Here is a 13,482-nt window from a genome sequence, read left to right on the forward strand (position 1 = left end):
ACGGCGACGCGCCTCAGATGTGCGCGAGCCACTCCGGATACTGGCTGCTCTGCCCCTTGACCAGATCAAGGTAGGCCTTCTGCAGCTTTTCGGTCACCGGTCCACGGCTGCCGTTGCCGATCGGGCGGTTGTCGACTTCGCGGATCGGCGTGACCTCGGCGGCGGTGCCGGTGAAGAACGCCTCGTCGGCGACATAGACCTCGTCACGCGTGATGCGGCGTTCGCGCACTTCGTAGCCGAAGTCCTGCGCCAGCTGCATGACCGTGCGGCGGGTGATGCCGTCCAGGGCGGACGTCACGTCCGGCGTGCTGATCACGCCGTTGCTGACGACGAAGATGTTCTCGGCGCTGCCTTCGGCAACGAAGCCGCTGGGATCCAGCATCAGCGCTTCGTCGTAACCGTCCTTGAGGGCCTCGCTGAGCGCCATCGACGAATTCAGATAGTTTGCGTTGGCCTTCGCGCGGCACATCGACGCATTGACGTGGTGACGCGAGAACGAGCTGGTCTTGATGCGGATGCCGCGCTCCATGTTCTCGGCGCCCAGATACGCGCCCCAGGCCCAGGCGGCAACGATCACGTGCGTCTTCAGGCCGGTGGCACGCAGGCCCATACCCTCGGACCCGTAGAACACCATCGGCCGCAGATAGGCTTCTTCGAGCTTGTTCGCACGCAGCACTTCCTTCTGCGCAACGTTGAGCTGCTCCGCCGTCCAGGGCATCGGCATGCCGAGGATCTTCGCCGAATTGAACAGACGCTTGGTGTGCTCCTCAAGACGGAAGATCGCGGTGCCCTTCGGCGTCTTGTAGGCGCGCACGCCTTCGAAGCAGCCGACGCCGTAGTGCAGCGAATAGGTCAGCACGTGAGTCGTGCATTCGCGCCAGGGCTTGAGCTCGCCGTCGTACCAGATAAACCCGTCGCGATCGGAAAATGACGTCATGACACCAGTTCAGTTGAGGTGGGAACGGGGCGAATTATAGGACTGTGCGCCTGGCTCCGCTGCCCGGGATTGCACTCAAGGGAAGACCGCTTTGCGGATGGCCCCGGACGATCCGACGACCTCAGGCGCCGAGAATGACCTTGCGCAGGCGGATCACCTCGGCACGTTCGTCGGCGAACTGCGCCTGCGGCGCCAGACTGCCCTCGGCACGCAGCGACTGCGCATGGGCCCAGGTCCGCAGGCGCCGGTAGCAATGGATCAGCTGGTCCTTGTCCTCCGCGGCAATCCTGCCGGCCGTCGCGAGGGCTTCGAGCTGCCGCCAGTTGTCGCTCCAATGGGCGATCTGCGCATCGGCATGGGCATCGCGCAGGACCAGATACTGCGTCATGAACTCGAGGTCGATCAGGCCGCCGTCGCCCTGCTTGATGTCCCACAGCTCGGCGGTCGACTTGTCCAGATTGCTGTGCATCTTGGCGCGCATGTCGACGATCTCGGTGCGCAGCTTTTCGACCTCCCGCGGGCGCATCAGCAACTGGCTGCGAATCCGCTCGAACGCCGCACCCACCGACGGATCGCCGGCCACATAACGGGCGCGGGTGAGCGCCTGATGCTCCCAGGTCCAGGCCGAATTGAGCTGGTAGTCCTCGAAACTCCGCAGGCTGCTGACCAGCATGCCCGAGCGGCCATTGGGCCGCAGTTCCATGTCGACCTCGTAGGCGCGCCCCGCGGGCGTCTGGGTCGCCAGCCAGTTGATCGCGCGCTGGGCCAGTCGCGCCAGATACGCCGCGTTGTTGATCGCGCGCGGACCGCCGGCGCTGTCCTCGTCCGGCGTATCGCAGTCGTGCAGGAAAACCAGATCGAGGTCCGAGCCGTAGCCGAGTTCAATGCCGCCGAACTTGCCGTAGCCGATCACCGCGAATCCCGCCGGCTCGCCGTCCTTCTTGAGCGGCGAGCCGTACTGCGAGCGCATCTCGGCCCAGGCGAACTGCAGCGCCTGGTCGACGATCGCTTCCGCGAGCCAGGTCAGGCGGTCGCTGACCTGCACCAGCGGCAGGGCTTCCAGCAGATCGGCGGCGGCCACGCGCAGCGTGATCTCGCGCTGGTAGTGACGCAGCGCATCCATCGCACGTTCGGTATCTTCCGGCACCTTGAACAGCTCGCAGCGGCGGCTCAGCTCGGAGAACAGTTCCGCGCGCAGCGGCGGCGCGTACAAGCTGCGCGGATCGAGCAGATTGTCGAGCACGATCGGCGCGCGCGCGATGAACTCGGTCAGCCAGGGGCTGGCCGCGCAGAGCCGGGCCAAGCTGCCGCGCGCGGCAGTCGACTCGCGCAGCAGCGTCAGATAGTTGCTGCGGCCGGCAACCGCCTCGATCACGCGCAGCATGCGCACTAGCGTCAGCTCGGGTTCCGCCTGCTTGATCGCCTCGTCGAACAGCTGCGCTAGCAGTACCTGCAGCTGCTGCGCGGTTTCCTCGCGCATCGCGCGCACCAGGCGCACCGACCGCAGCGCCTCGATTTGCGCAAGCACCGTCTTCGGCGATGCCTTGAAGCCAGCGCCGTACAGCGCTTCGAGCGCCCCATCGCCGCTCAGCGTCGCATTCCACAGCGCGGCGACCAGCGGCTGGCGCGGGCTCGCTTCGGCTTCGCGGTCGGTCGCGAAAATCTGCGCGAACTGCGCGCGCACGAAGCTGCGCACTTGCCCCAGCTGTTGCATCAGCAGGTCCCAGCTCGCGACGTCGAGTGCAGAGAGCAAGGCGGCGCGTCCCTCGGCGGACGCCGGCAAGGCGTGAGTCTGCTGATCGTCGTACATCTGGATCGCGTTTTCGACGCGGCGCAGAAAAACATAGGCGGCGTCCAGTTCAGCAGCCACTTCGGCGCCGAGAAAACCGTTCGCACCGAGAACCGCGAGCGTCGGCCGCAGGCGGTTGTCGCGCAGGCGAGGGTCGGCACCGCCGCGCACCAACTGGAACGACTGCACGATGAACTCGATCTCGCGGATACCGCCTGCGCCGACCTTGATGTTGTCTTCAAGACCCTTGCGCGCCACCTCGTCCTCGATCAGCTTTTTCAGGCCGCGCAGAGAACCGATCGCATTGAAATCGAGATAACGCCGGTAGACGAAGGGCCGCAGCATCTGCAGCAGGCGCTCGCCGGCCTGCAGATCGCCGGCGATCGGCCGCGCCTTGATCAGCGCATAGCGTTCCCATTCGCGGCCATGGGTCTGGTAGTAGTCCTCAAGCGCCGCGAAGGACGCCGACAAGGCGCCCGCCGAGCCGAAGGGCCGCAACATGGTGTCGACGCGAAAGACGAAACCGTCCTCGGTCTGCGCCAGCAGCAGGCGCGTGGTTTCCTGCGCCAGCTTGATGAAGTATTCGTCGGAACTGATCGGGCGCGCGCCGTCGGTCTCGCCCGCATCGGTGTGGCAGAAGATCAGATCGATGTCGGAAGAGAAGTTCAGCTCGCGTCCGCCAAGCTTGCCCATGCCGAGCACAACCGGCCGGATGATCTCACCGCTTTCACTGCGCGGCATGCCGTGCCGCTGCTGCAGGCGCCTTTCGACCTGGGCCAGCGCCGCGCTGGTGCAAGCGTCCGCCAGATCGGACAGGTCGGCGAGCGTCTCGTCGAGCGGCACGCCCATCGCCAGATCGCGCCAGCTGATCCGCGCCATGTAGCGGCGGCGGCTGTCGCGCAGCGCTTTCATCACCACCGCACTGTCGTCGCCTGCCTGCATCACCGCCGCTTCGATCTGCGCGGCCATCTCGCCAGCCTGCAGGCTGCGCTCGAAGCCATCGAGGCGATCTTCGCGCCCCAGCAGGACGCTCAGTGCCTTGCTGAGAAAGCGGCTGCCTGCCAGCACCCGTGGCGCCGCTGCGGCGCTCTGCGGCAATAGCGCCTGCAACCGCGCCGGATCGATTTCGGCCGTCATGCCAAAGCCACAGCCGCTGACAGGGGTACGTTCAGGTTCCGCGGGTAGGTCATTCGGGTAATCCTCAAGGCTGATCGACGGCGATAGAGTAGCCGGACAAGCTACGGCAGCTTCGCGGTGATGGTCTGGCACTGGATTCCAGTGCTGTGCTCGCCTGGCTGTGGATCGCGCTATTCGCGGTCAACGTGCTGCTCAAGGAAACCAGCATGTCGTGCTATCCGGGATGGGCGGCCCACAAGAAGCGCAGCGGGTGGTTGCTGCCTTACATTTTCTGACGTCAATGCAGGCCGCACAGCGCCGGCTGAGCCTGGATCTGCGGTGTTGATCCCGCGCGCGCCCACAACTTTTCGTGAATGTGGAAGGCCACCGTGTTGACGCAAGGCTCGACCAGCGCAACCAGGCCGCCGGTCAGCAGGTCGCCCGTCATCAGGTAGACCACGGCGAATGCCACACTGATGTGCATCGCGCCGAAACTGAGGGTCTTGGTCATGGGTTTCTCCTGGCCTTGCTGCAACGAGGCCTTGATGATAACCATTCTCAACAAAATCCAGCGATAATTCTTCCTATCCCGCTCATTGGCGCTTTCTATTCGCACCCCATGCATTCTGTCCTGTCCGCCGTCCGAGGTTCCGTCGTCGTCAGTCTTGTCCTGCTGCTGGGCGCTTGCGCCAGCACCTACGATCCCAACGAACCGGTCGCGTTCTACACCGAGGTAGCGGTCCCCGTGGACCGGGCGGTGCCGCATCTCAGCGAAGTGGTCGGCCAGCGCATCACGATCCGCGGCGTGCCGCGTCAGAACGAAGGCAGCTGCAGCGGCGTGCAGCCGCTCGCGCGCAAGGACTGGATGCTGACCGGCAAAACCCAGTGCCTGTGGGTCAATGGTCAGACCGAAGAGGTCCGCCTGCTCGATCTGCGCGGCAGCCGCAGCAACGACGAGGTCGAGGTCACCGGCGAGCTGGTGCGCACCGACAACGGCGTCTTCGTGCTGAAAGTGGATCGCCCTTAGGACCTGAAGATGAAGTACACCGCGCCCAGCATGCACAGCGCGGCCCACAGATAATCGAGCTTGATCGGCTGCTTCATGTAGAGGATCACAAACGGCACGAAGACCGCGAGCGTGATCACTTCCTGCAGGATCTTCAGCTGCGGAAGGCTCAGCGCGGTGTAGCCGATGCGGTTGGCCGGCACCTGCAGCAGGTATTCAAACAGCGCGATACCCCAGCTGATCAGCGCAGCGACGATCCAGGCCTTGCCGCGCAGGTCGCGCAAGTGTGCATACCAAGCGATCGTCATGAAGATGTTCGACAGCACCAGCAAGCCGGTGGTCTGTCCGAGTACGACCCAGTTCATCCCGCCACCCTCCAATGAAAAAGCCCCGCAATGCGGGGCTTTGTACACGGTGCATCGTACCGCTGGCTATCACTCGTCGCTGGAGGCGAAGCCGAGGATATGCAACAGGCTGGTGAAGAGGTTGTAGATCGACACGTACAGCGACACGGTCGCCAGCACGTAGTTGGTTTCGCCGCCGTTGATGATCTCGCTGGTCTGGTAGAGGATAATGCCGCACATCAGCAGCGCCACGATGCTGGAAAACGCCACCGCCACCAGCGGGAAGCTGTAGCCCAGCATCGAGGAAATGAGCAGGCCGACCATCACGACCAGCATCAGGATCATGCCGGCTGCGAGGAAACCCCGCATGAAACTGAAGTCGCGCTTGGTGTTGATCGCGTAAGCGGACAAGCCGACGAAGATCGCGCCCGTCAAGCCGAACGCCATCGTGACGATCTGCGCACCATTGGCCATGCCCTTCAGGTACATGTTGATGACCGGGCCGAGGCCAAAGCCGAGCAGGCCGGTGACCGCGAAGACCACCCAGATGCCGGCTTCGGAGTTGGCCGTGCGCGGCACGACGAACCACAGCAGGCCCATCGAAACCAGCGAACAGATCAGGCCGATGCCATACGGCGCGCCAATCGCCATCGAGACGCCGGCCATCGCGGCGCTGAACAGCAGCGTCATCGACAGCAGCATGTAGGTGTTGCGCAGCACGGAATTGCTGCTCAGCAGCGAGGGCTCCGCCCGTCCGCCGTAGACTGCGGGTCGGCGCGCGTCGTTACGCACGGGGACCGGTTGCAGCTTTTCGTTCCAGCTCATCGGTGAACTCCATGTTCCTTACGGTGTGTCGGGATTCTAAAGCGAAAATCAGGTCGCCGCCGAAGCCGTCATCGTTGCGTCAAATCAGTGCAATCCGCCGGCCGCGGCCGCTATATTGGGGCGGTGACCGGGCCTTTCAAGCCGGTCCCGACCGATTCGCTGGCTCAGCAATGGAGCAAACCTTGGCCCTGCAGCTCATCGAAGTGACGCACGTCTCCGGCACGGTCGATGAGCCGGCCTGGCTGGCAGCGGCGGAAACGGTGCATCGGCAGCTTCGCCCGCAGCTGCCGGCCGATTACATCGCGACGATGCTGAACATCTTCAGCCAGGGCGGTCGCATGGTGATTGCCGCCGAGGCGGGCGTTACCGTCGGCGTCGCGGTGTTCCGCATCTTCGACAACACGCATCTGGGCCGCCAGCTCTACGTCGACGATCTGGTCAGCGCAGAAACCTCGCGCTCGCTGGGCGTCGGGCGCGCGCTGATGGCCTGGCTCGAAGCGCATGCACGCGCCAACGGCGCCCGCGAGCTGACGCTGGATTCCGGCGTGCAGCGCCATCGCGCCCATCGCTTCTACTTCCGCGAGGGCATGCAGATCAGCTCGTACCACTTCTCGAAATCGCTGAAGTAAAACCGCCCCGTGAGCCTAAAGACGCATTTCGCGCGGGTTCTTGCCGGACTGGGGACGCGCCAGCATTTCTGCGCGCACAGCCATCATCCCTGGCCGGACGTTTCATTCGCCGCCCAGCAGGAGGCCTGGCTCGACGCGGCAACGCTGCTCGATGCCAAGTGGGACAAGGTATTCGGCGAGATCGTGCCGACCGCGCAGAGCCATCTCGCGCGTCTGCTCAACCTGCCCGACCCGGCGACGCTTTGCTTCGCGACCAACACGCATGAGCTGCTGATGCGCCTGCTGTCCTGCATCGATGCGCGACCGTTTCGCGTGCTGACGACCGACAGCGAGTTCCACAGCTTCTCGCGTCAGATGCGCCGGCTCGAGGAAGCCGGCCGTGCGCAGGTCACGCGCATTCCCGTCGAGCCGTTTCCGACCTTCACGCAACGCTTCATGCAGGCGATGGCGGCCGACAGCCATCACCTCGTCTACTTCAGCCAGGTGTTCTACAACTCGGGCTACTGTATCGAGGACCTCAACGCGCTCGTCGCTGCGGTGCCGAATGCGCGCACGCTGGTCGTGGTCGACGGCTATCACGGCTTCATGGCCGTACCCACCGATATCGGCCGGCTTGCGGCGCGCGCGTTTTATCTGGCTGGCGGCTACAAGTACGCCATGAGCGGCGAAGGCGCCGCGTTCATCCACTGCCCGCCGGGCCAGGCACTGCAGCCCCTGAACACCGGCTGGTATGCCGGCTTCGACGATCTCACGCAGGTCGGCGGTGGCGGTGTTCATTTCCCGACCGATGGCCGGCGGTTTCTCGGGGCGACCTTCGATCCCACCGCGCTCTATCGCTTCAACGCGGTCATGAGTTGGGCCCGAGCCCATCAGATCAGCCCGGCGACGGTGCGCACCCATGTAACGGAGTTACAGCGCAGCTTCCTTGCGAGCCTCGACGATCTCAATCATCCGATCCTCGCGCGCCGGCATCTGATTCCGTCCGAGCCGCTGCCGCGCGGTAATTTCCTGACCTTCCGACACCCCGACGCCACCAGTCTGCAGCAGCAGCTGCAGCGCGCGCAGGTCGAAACCGATATCCGACACTGCAATCTGCGCATCGGCTTCGGCATCTACCACGATCGCAGCGACATCGCGGAACTGCTGAGGCGCCTCGCCCAGCTGCCGAACAAGCACTGACGCTAGAACGGAATGACCGACATCTTGCGCGTGTAGTGGATGTAGCCGAGGTTCGCGCCGGCGCGCAGACCGACGCCGGAGCGGATCGGCGCCAGGGTGACGTCGCCGCTACGCTGGTAGTTCACGCCGAAGCCGGCGACGACATACAGGCTGCCTTCCACCGCCGGGAAACGCTGGAACAGCTGGTCGGTCTCGTTGAGGTTATAGACCAGCGTGAACACCTTCGACGCGTTGCCGCCGAAATCCCAACCGACACTCGGCCCCTGCCAGTAGATCGGCATGCTGCCGCCACCCTTGTATTGCAGCGTGCCCTGGCCATAACGCAGACCGACGACAAGCGCGCCGCCGCCCTCGTTGCCGAAAATGTACGCCGTGGGCCGGCCATGATCGGACATCGTGCGCTCGATCGCCTTGGCCAGCGCTTCGCTGGTTTCACCGAAGAATGCCGACGCCGCGCGACCGACTTCCTCGGAAGAGTAGGTCTGATCGGATTGCGGTTCCGGTAGCGGCTGCCCGCTGTCGGCGGTTGCCACAGGAGCGTCTGCCGGGGTCGCCGCCGGTGCCGGACTGTCGCTCTGGCTGATGATGCTGCGCGGCGGTTGCGCATCCTGGGACTGCACGCGTTCGGCATAGCAGCCCGCGATGACGACAGAGGCGACCGTCAGGCTGGTGGTGAGAATTCTGTACATGCGGCACTCCTTCGGAACGGCTGAATCTCGATCGCGGCAGGATGCAGACGCCCGCGCGGTCGTCGATGGTTGACGCTGCAGCCTATCGGCATCAGCTGAATCGGTGCTGACGCCTGCACGCCGAGCTACGCGTGCTCGGCACCGTTGGTGCTGACGTGGCCGCTGTCTTCGACGACCTTGAGCTTGGTACGGATATAGTCGCTGTGCGGCACAAACAGCCACTCCGCGATCTGTCGGATGCGCGCTTCTTCCATCGGATCGAGGTGGCCATCGGCATAGGCGATGCGCCACAGCCACTCCAGCAGCTGGGTCTTCGCCGCGGCGTCCAACTCGCCATTGAGCGTCGCCAGAAACTCGTGCAGCGAGATCGCCGCCCGCGAACGGTCGAAGGCCCGCTCGACCAGCGCATCGACTTCAGACGCCGGCAACGCAAGCGCGGATACCAGCAGCTTGCGCATCACTTCGCGCTCCGCGGCCTGATCCGAAAAATCCGCGCGCGCGGTTTCCGCCAGCAATACCGCCATCGCCAGATGCCGGCGCATCGGGTCCGGCATCGGCGGCGGCCGGCGCGCAGCCAGCCGCGCGAGCTTGTCGAACAGCATTGCTTAGAAAGAGAAGCCGAGGCGCAGGTTGTAGGCGTTGTTGTCGCCGATACGCTCGTATTCCGGCGTGATCTCGAGCAGTACTGCCGTGATCCGCATGCCGACGTAGAAGCGTTCGTTGTCAACTTCGACTTCCTGCAGGTTGAGCGGCGCCCCGGTCACGCTGCCGGACGGCGTCGCCGTCGCCCAGACATAGCCGGCGCCGATGTACGGCGTCACGAACGTGAAGCCCTTCGACAGCGAGACGTCGGCGCTGTAGGAGTCATAGTCGAAATCGTCGATGCCCGCCGTGGCGGTATAGGCGCCGCGCAGCGCCAGCGCCGGCTGGGCGATGCCGCCTTCGAGAATCGCGTAGCGCAGCTCGGCACCATAGGCCTTGGCATCGGTGCCCGGCACGGCGGTATAGAACGCGCCGATGTCGATGCCGAACGGCAAACCCTTGTGCGCCGAGATGCCGGCCATCGCGACGGCGTCGACATCGCTGCCGGTCAGCGTGCGCCAGGCCTGTTCGTTCTGCACTGGCGTATAGCTGACGAAGGCGCCGACGCCGAAGCCGAGCAGGCCGGTCGCTTCCGCAGGTCCGAGCGCCTTGTAGTTCAGCGCGGCACTGATGTCGGTGACGACGCCCTCGAACGCCGCCTGACAACCGGTGAGGCAATCGATATCGAAATCCGATCCCCGCGCGACCGGCGCAAACGCGAGCATGGAAGCAAGCAACAGGTGATGACGCATGGTCTGCTCCTTATCGATTCGATGTTGTGCTTCGCAGAATAACAGAGCGTGTTGTCGTGGCCATGCCGCGGCGAAAGTAACGATTAAAGGTGCTGCTGCAAAAACGGCTGGATGATCGATCCGACTTCGGTCAGACGACCATGGAAAAAATGGCCGACGCCGTCGAGCGTGACCAGATCCGGCGGCGGCGTGTAGCCATCGAGCACGGCCTTGGTCTGCGCATAATCGACCACCTCGTCATCAAGGCCGTGGACGACCAGCCAGGGACAGTCGGGGCGCGGCGGAATCGCGCTGTCGCCGACATACTTGCCGAACGGCGGCGCGATGCTGACCTGCGCGACTGGCCGCACGGTGGCGGCGGCACGAACGCTGACCCAGGCGCCGAACGAGAAGCCCATCAGCACGACGGGGGCGTCGGCCAGCAGTGCAGGAAATTGCTGACGCATCCACTCGACCAGGAACTCGGTGTCGGTGGTTTCGCCCAAGCCCTTGTCATGCTGCCCTTCGCTGCGCCCGACCCCGCGGAAGTTGAACCGCAATACATGCAGGCCGGCCTTCTGGGCGCTCGCGGCCAACTGGTACGCAACCTTGTTGCTCATCGCGCCGCCGAACAGCGGATGGGGGTGACAGACCACGGCGAACGCCGGCTTCGCCGAGACGCTGGCGGGAGCGCCAAGCAGCGCCTCGATGTTCCCGGCCGGGCCGGGAATCAGCAGGTCCTGGGTGGCGCCGGAGGCTGGCATTTCTATCACGGGTAAGGCGAATCCTGACGGGGTGCAAGCACGATTGTGCCGGAATTGTCGGGGAGGTCATTGGATCGCTTGCGAGGCCGCTTCAGCCCCCCTATAGTCCGGACACAGCTAACTCGACCGTTAGCCCGGGATTCTTGTAACTCTGAGGGGAACACAATGCGAAACTTCGTCACGGCGCTTGCTTCAGGTGCTGCCCTGCTCGGCTTGAGCGCGATTGCTTTGGCCGCGGCGCCGGAAGATCGTCAGCCGGAGGCTCGTGCTTACGTCAACTTCAAGTTTGGCGGCTCGCAGAAGCCGGTCGAATCGTTCTTCTACGGCCTGCGCCTGGATCACGATTCGCGCTACACCGATTTTGTCGCTCCGCCGATGATGGGCGTCGAGTTCGACAGTCAGGGTTTCTCCTCCGCCTCGGTCAACGGCCTGAAGTTCGCGCAGACCCTGCGCGTCAACCAGGCTGAAGCTGCCGCGGTGTGGACGGTTGCTGATTGGGGCCTGCTCGCAGCGGGTGTCGTCGGCCTCGGCTTCGTCGCCGTTGAAGTGTCCGACAGCGACAGCTCCTCGGGCGGCACCACGGGTGGCGGTTCGACCGGCGGTGGCAGCACCGGCGGCACGACGGGCGGCACCACCGGCGGTTCGACGGGTGGCAGCACGGGCGGTTCGACCGGTGGCAGCACCGGCGGCTCGACGGGCGGCAGCACGGGTGGTTCGACCGGCGGCAGCACCGGCGGTTCGACGGGTGGCAGCACCGGTGGTTCGACCGGCGGCAGCACGGGCGGCTCGACGGGCGGTAGCACCGGCGGTTCGACCGGCGGCGGCACCGGCGGCCTGCTCGGCGGCTTCACCGAGAGCGGCAACCGCGGCGAGTTCGGCGACGACGCAATGGACGCCATCATGAAGCAGCGCGCCCTCGACGGCGGCACGGGCCAGATGGGCGACCTCATCGCCGAGTAAGACCAGCTTCTGATGCACGAGTACAAGGGGAGCCTTTTGGCTCCCCTTCTCGTTTCGGCGTCCGAAAACATTCAAACTATCGCCCTGCCATCCGCCCCAGCCATCGCTCATGGATCTGACCAGACGTTTTCCGCGACTCAGTGAAGTCGTCGGCATTGATCTGCGCACGCTCGCACTGTTCCGCTTCGCGCTCGGCGCCGTCATCTTCTGCAATCTGCTGACGGCGTTCGGCGATGTAACGGCGTTCTGGTCCGACTTCGGCGTGATGCCGCGCAGCTGGTTGATCGAGGATCAGTATCCGCAGCGCCTGTCGCTCTACATGATCGGCGGCCAGACCTGGTTCGTCGGCCTGATGCTCGTCGTGCAGGCAGTGCTGGCACTGATGTTCGCGCTCGGCTGGCGCACGCGACTGGCGACGGTACTCACGTTCCTGCTGTGGGCTTCGCTGCTCAATCGCAATCCGATGACGGTGATCGGCGGCGACCTGCTGATCTGCTGCCTGCTGTTCTGGGCCATGTTCCTGCCGCTGGGCGCGCGCTTCTCGGTCGACGCCGGGCTCGCCAACAATCCGCCGCCGCAGCAGAACCTGCACGTGTCCTGGGCTTCGCTGGGCCTGCTGATGCAGGTCATGTCGGTGTATTTCTTCAGCGCGCTGCTGAAGACCGGCCCGGAGTGGCGGCCGGACTACACCGGCGTCTACTACGCGCTGTCGCTCGATCGCCATGTATTGCCGCTCGGCAAGCTGCTCAACGAATTCCTGCCGTTGACCAAGCTGCTGAGCTGGTACGTCTGGTGGCTGGAACTGATCGGACCGATCCTGATCTTCACACCGTTCTTCCTCAAGCCGGTGCGCTTCGCGCTGATGCTGTGTTTCATGCTCATGCACGTCGGCTTCCTGCTGTGCCTGGAGCTCGGCCACTTCCCCTATGTCAGCCTGTCCTCGCTGACTGTGTTCTGGGGCGGCTGGATCTGGGACGCGCTGGCGAAGCGCCATGCGCAGAAGCATCCAATCGCGCCGAAGGTCTATTACGACCGGGACTGCGGTTTCTGCATCAAGAGCGTCCAGCTGTTCCAGCAGTTCCTGATCCTGCCGCGCACGCCGATCGCCCCGGCGCAGGACACGCCGCGTGCGCGCACGCTGATGGACGCGAACTTTTCGTGGGTCGTCATCGACAGCGACGAGCAGGCCTACCTGAAGTGGCCGGCCTTCACGATCCTCGTCAAGCACTCGCCGTTGTTCGGCTGGCTGTGGCCGCTGCTGAGCAAGCCATTCTTCGTCAAGCCGGGCAACGCCGCCTATGACTTCGTCGCGCATCGGCGCGGCGCCTTCGGCACGCTGAGCGCACTGCTGTGGCCGCGCCAGACCATCCGCTGGGAGATCGGCAAGGCCTGGCAGGGCTTCGTGGCGGTCATGGTCGGTCTGGTGCTGCTGTGGAATCTGCATACCGTTGGCGCACCGCCGCAGTGGAGCTACACGGCGCTGACGCCGGTCTTCCGCACCATGCGCATCGATCAGCTGTGGAACATGTTCGCGCCCTATCCGCTCAAGGAGGATGGCTGGCTGGTGATCCCCGGCAAGCTCGGCGACGGCAGCGAGATCGACGTGCTGCACCCGGAGCGCGGCGCGCCAAGCTTCGACAAGCCGCGGCTCGCCTCTCAGGAGCAGGGCGGCATCCGCTGGCTGACCTATCGCGGCCGCCTGATCGACACGCCGAAGAGTCCGCAGCGCATGTACTACGGCAAGTATCTGTGCCGCGAGTGGAACAAGGACAAGTACCAGGTCGAGGACGCGAACCGTCGCCTGATCAGTTTCAAGATGATCTACATGCTGGAAGTCACGCCGCCACCGGGTCAGACGCCGACCATCGAGCAGCGCGTGATCTGGCGGCATGAGTGCTTCGGCAACAACAGCAACGCTCAACCCTGAGCGG

Annotated in this window: 15 protein-coding genes; 6 read left to right on the top strand and 9 right to left on the bottom strand. The window is 64.7% G+C overall.

The window, feature by feature from the left end; all coding sequences use genetic code 11:
* Positions 1–13 precede the first annotated feature (13 nt).
* Together AC3WUF_RS10180 and glnE are read right to left on the bottom strand one after the other, a co-directional pair.
* The gene (locus tag AC3WUF_RS10180; protein WP_492425085.1) at positions 14–937 is read right to left on the bottom strand and encodes a branched-chain amino acid transaminase; all 924 of its coding nucleotides are present in this window, start codon (positions 935–937) and stop codon (positions 14–16) included.
* Positions 938–1,058: 121 nt separating this feature from the next.
* Positions 1,059–3,863: a bifunctional [glutamate--ammonia ligase]-adenylyl-L-tyrosine phosphorylase/[glutamate--ammonia-ligase] adenylyltransferase gene (glnE, locus tag AC3WUF_RS10185; RefSeq protein WP_492425087.1), complete on the bottom strand. Its 2,805-nt coding sequence runs from the start codon at positions 3,861–3,863 to the stop codon at positions 1,059–1,061.
* A gap of 146 nt (positions 3,864–4,009) precedes the next feature.
* Here glnE and AC3WUF_RS10190 point away from each other — a divergent pair, with 146 nt between their 5' ends.
* Entirely contained in the window at positions 4,010–4,138 is a 129-nt protein-coding gene (locus AC3WUF_RS10190; protein WP_492425089.1) for a hypothetical protein, read from the top strand.
* A 2-nt stretch (positions 4,139–4,140) separates the two neighbouring features.
* On the opposite strand, the gene AC3WUF_RS10195 is transcribed toward AC3WUF_RS10190, so the two are convergent.
* The gene (locus AC3WUF_RS10195) at positions 4,141–4,353 is read right to left on the bottom strand and encodes a DUF2061 domain-containing protein (RefSeq protein ID WP_492425091.1); all 213 of its coding nucleotides are present in this window, start codon (positions 4,351–4,353) and stop codon (positions 4,141–4,143) included.
* Between the two features lie 108 nt (positions 4,354–4,461).
* Here AC3WUF_RS10195 and AC3WUF_RS10200 point away from each other — a divergent pair, with 108 nt between their 5' ends.
* Positions 4,462–4,869: a hypothetical protein gene (locus AC3WUF_RS10200; protein ID WP_492425093.1), complete on the top strand. Its 408-nt coding sequence runs from the start codon at positions 4,462–4,464 to the stop codon at positions 4,867–4,869.
* Here the strand turns inward: AC3WUF_RS10200 and AC3WUF_RS10205 are convergent.
* Together AC3WUF_RS10205 and AC3WUF_RS10210 are read right to left on the bottom strand one after the other, a co-directional pair.
* A complete protein-coding gene (locus AC3WUF_RS10205) occupies positions 4,866–5,213 on the bottom strand; it encodes a DMT family protein (protein WP_492425095.1) in 348 nt (115 codons plus the stop codon). The two genes, AC3WUF_RS10200 and AC3WUF_RS10205, sit on opposite strands and share 4 nt — an antisense overlap.
* Positions 5,214–5,282: 69 nt before the next feature.
* On the bottom strand, positions 5,283–6,017 hold the full coding sequence (locus tag AC3WUF_RS10210; protein WP_492425097.1) for a Bax inhibitor-1/YccA family protein: 735 nt from the start codon (positions 6,015–6,017) through the stop codon (positions 5,283–5,285).
* A gap of 182 nt (positions 6,018–6,199) precedes the next feature.
* Here AC3WUF_RS10210 and AC3WUF_RS10215 point away from each other — a divergent pair, with 182 nt between their 5' ends.
* Both AC3WUF_RS10215 and AC3WUF_RS10220 read left to right on the top strand, forming a co-directional pair.
* Positions 6,200–6,646 carry a GNAT family N-acetyltransferase gene (locus tag AC3WUF_RS10215; protein ID WP_492425099.1) on the top strand — a complete coding sequence of 149 codons (447 nt, stop codon included), beginning with the start codon at positions 6,200–6,202 and terminating at the stop codon, positions 6,644–6,646.
* A gap of 9 nt (positions 6,647–6,655) precedes the next feature.
* Entirely contained in the window at positions 6,656–7,825 is a 1,170-nt protein-coding gene (locus AC3WUF_RS10220; protein ID WP_492425101.1) for an aminotransferase class V-fold PLP-dependent enzyme, read from the top strand.
* Between the two features lie 2 nt (positions 7,826–7,827).
* On the opposite strand, the gene AC3WUF_RS10225 is transcribed toward AC3WUF_RS10220, so the two are convergent.
* The 4 genes from AC3WUF_RS10225 to AC3WUF_RS10240 all read right to left on the bottom strand — a co-directional run bounded on the left by AC3WUF_RS10225 (position 7,828) and on the right by AC3WUF_RS10240 (position 10,591).
* A complete protein-coding gene (locus tag AC3WUF_RS10225) occupies positions 7,828–8,514 on the bottom strand; it encodes a DUF1134 domain-containing protein (protein WP_492425103.1) in 687 nt (228 codons plus the stop codon).
* Between the two features lie 125 nt (positions 8,515–8,639).
* Positions 8,640–9,116 (bottom strand): tellurite resistance TerB family protein, encoded by a 477-nt coding sequence (locus AC3WUF_RS10230; RefSeq protein WP_492425105.1) that lies wholly within the window; start codon positions 9,114–9,116, stop codon positions 8,640–8,642.
* Between the two features lie 3 nt (positions 9,117–9,119).
* Positions 9,120–9,848: a hypothetical protein gene (locus AC3WUF_RS10235; RefSeq protein WP_492425107.1), complete on the bottom strand. Its 729-nt coding sequence runs from the start codon at positions 9,846–9,848 to the stop codon at positions 9,120–9,122.
* Between the two features lie 83 nt (positions 9,849–9,931).
* Positions 9,932–10,591, bottom strand: a complete 660-nt coding sequence (locus AC3WUF_RS10240) for an alpha/beta hydrolase (RefSeq protein ID WP_492425109.1) — start codon at positions 10,589–10,591, stop codon at positions 9,932–9,934.
* A gap of 165 nt (positions 10,592–10,756) precedes the next feature.
* On the opposite strand from AC3WUF_RS10240, the gene AC3WUF_RS10245 reads away from it, so the two are divergent.
* Together AC3WUF_RS10245 and AC3WUF_RS10250 are read left to right on the top strand one after the other, a co-directional pair.
* Positions 10,757–11,551: a hypothetical protein gene (locus AC3WUF_RS10245; RefSeq protein WP_492425111.1), complete on the top strand. Its 795-nt coding sequence runs from the start codon at positions 10,757–10,759 to the stop codon at positions 11,549–11,551.
* A gap of 109 nt (positions 11,552–11,660) precedes the next feature.
* Complete coding sequence (locus tag AC3WUF_RS10250; protein WP_492425113.1) at positions 11,661–13,478, top strand: DCC1-like thiol-disulfide oxidoreductase family protein; 1,818 nt, start codon at positions 11,661–11,663, stop codon at positions 13,476–13,478.
* Positions 13,479–13,482: the final 4 nt, after the last annotated feature.

Source organism: Fontimonas sp. FW305-C-3, from assembly GCF_058783185.1.

Excerpts from the sequence above, each read along its gene's own strand:
- AC3WUF_RS10180 (WP_492425085.1), bottom strand. The coding sequence starts at position 937 with ATGACGTCATTTTCCGATCGCGACGGGTTTATCTGGTACGACGGCGAG.
- glnE (WP_492425087.1), bottom strand. The coding sequence starts at position 3,863 with ATGACGGCCGAAATCGATCCGGCGCGGTTGCAGGCGCTATTGCCGCAG.
- AC3WUF_RS10195 (WP_492425091.1), bottom strand. The coding sequence starts at position 4,353 with ATGACCAAGACCCTCAGTTTCGGCGCGATGCACATCAGTGTGGCATTC.
- AC3WUF_RS10200 (WP_492425093.1), top strand. The coding sequence starts at position 4,462 with ATGCATTCTGTCCTGTCCGCCGTCCGAGGTTCCGTCGTCGTCAGTCTT.
- AC3WUF_RS10205 (WP_492425095.1), bottom strand. The coding sequence starts at position 5,213 with ATGAACTGGGTCGTACTCGGACAGACCACCGGCTTGCTGGTGCTGTCG.
- AC3WUF_RS10210 (WP_492425097.1), bottom strand. The coding sequence starts at position 6,017 with ATGAGCTGGAACGAAAAGCTGCAACCGGTCCCCGTGCGTAACGACGCG.
- AC3WUF_RS10225 (WP_492425103.1), bottom strand. The coding sequence starts at position 8,514 with ATGTACAGAATTCTCACCACCAGCCTGACGGTCGCCTCTGTCGTCATC.
- AC3WUF_RS10230 (WP_492425105.1), bottom strand. The coding sequence starts at position 9,116 with ATGCTGTTCGACAAGCTCGCGCGGCTGGCTGCGCGCCGGCCGCCGCCG.
- AC3WUF_RS10235 (WP_492425107.1), bottom strand. The coding sequence starts at position 9,848 with ATGCGTCATCACCTGTTGCTTGCTTCCATGCTCGCGTTTGCGCCGGTC.
- AC3WUF_RS10240 (WP_492425109.1), bottom strand. The coding sequence starts at position 10,591 with ATGCCAGCCTCCGGCGCCACCCAGGACCTGCTGATTCCCGGCCCGGCC.
- AC3WUF_RS10245 (WP_492425111.1), top strand. The coding sequence starts at position 10,757 with ATGCGAAACTTCGTCACGGCGCTTGCTTCAGGTGCTGCCCTGCTCGGC.
- AC3WUF_RS10250 (WP_492425113.1), top strand. The coding sequence starts at position 11,661 with ATGGATCTGACCAGACGTTTTCCGCGACTCAGTGAAGTCGTCGGCATT.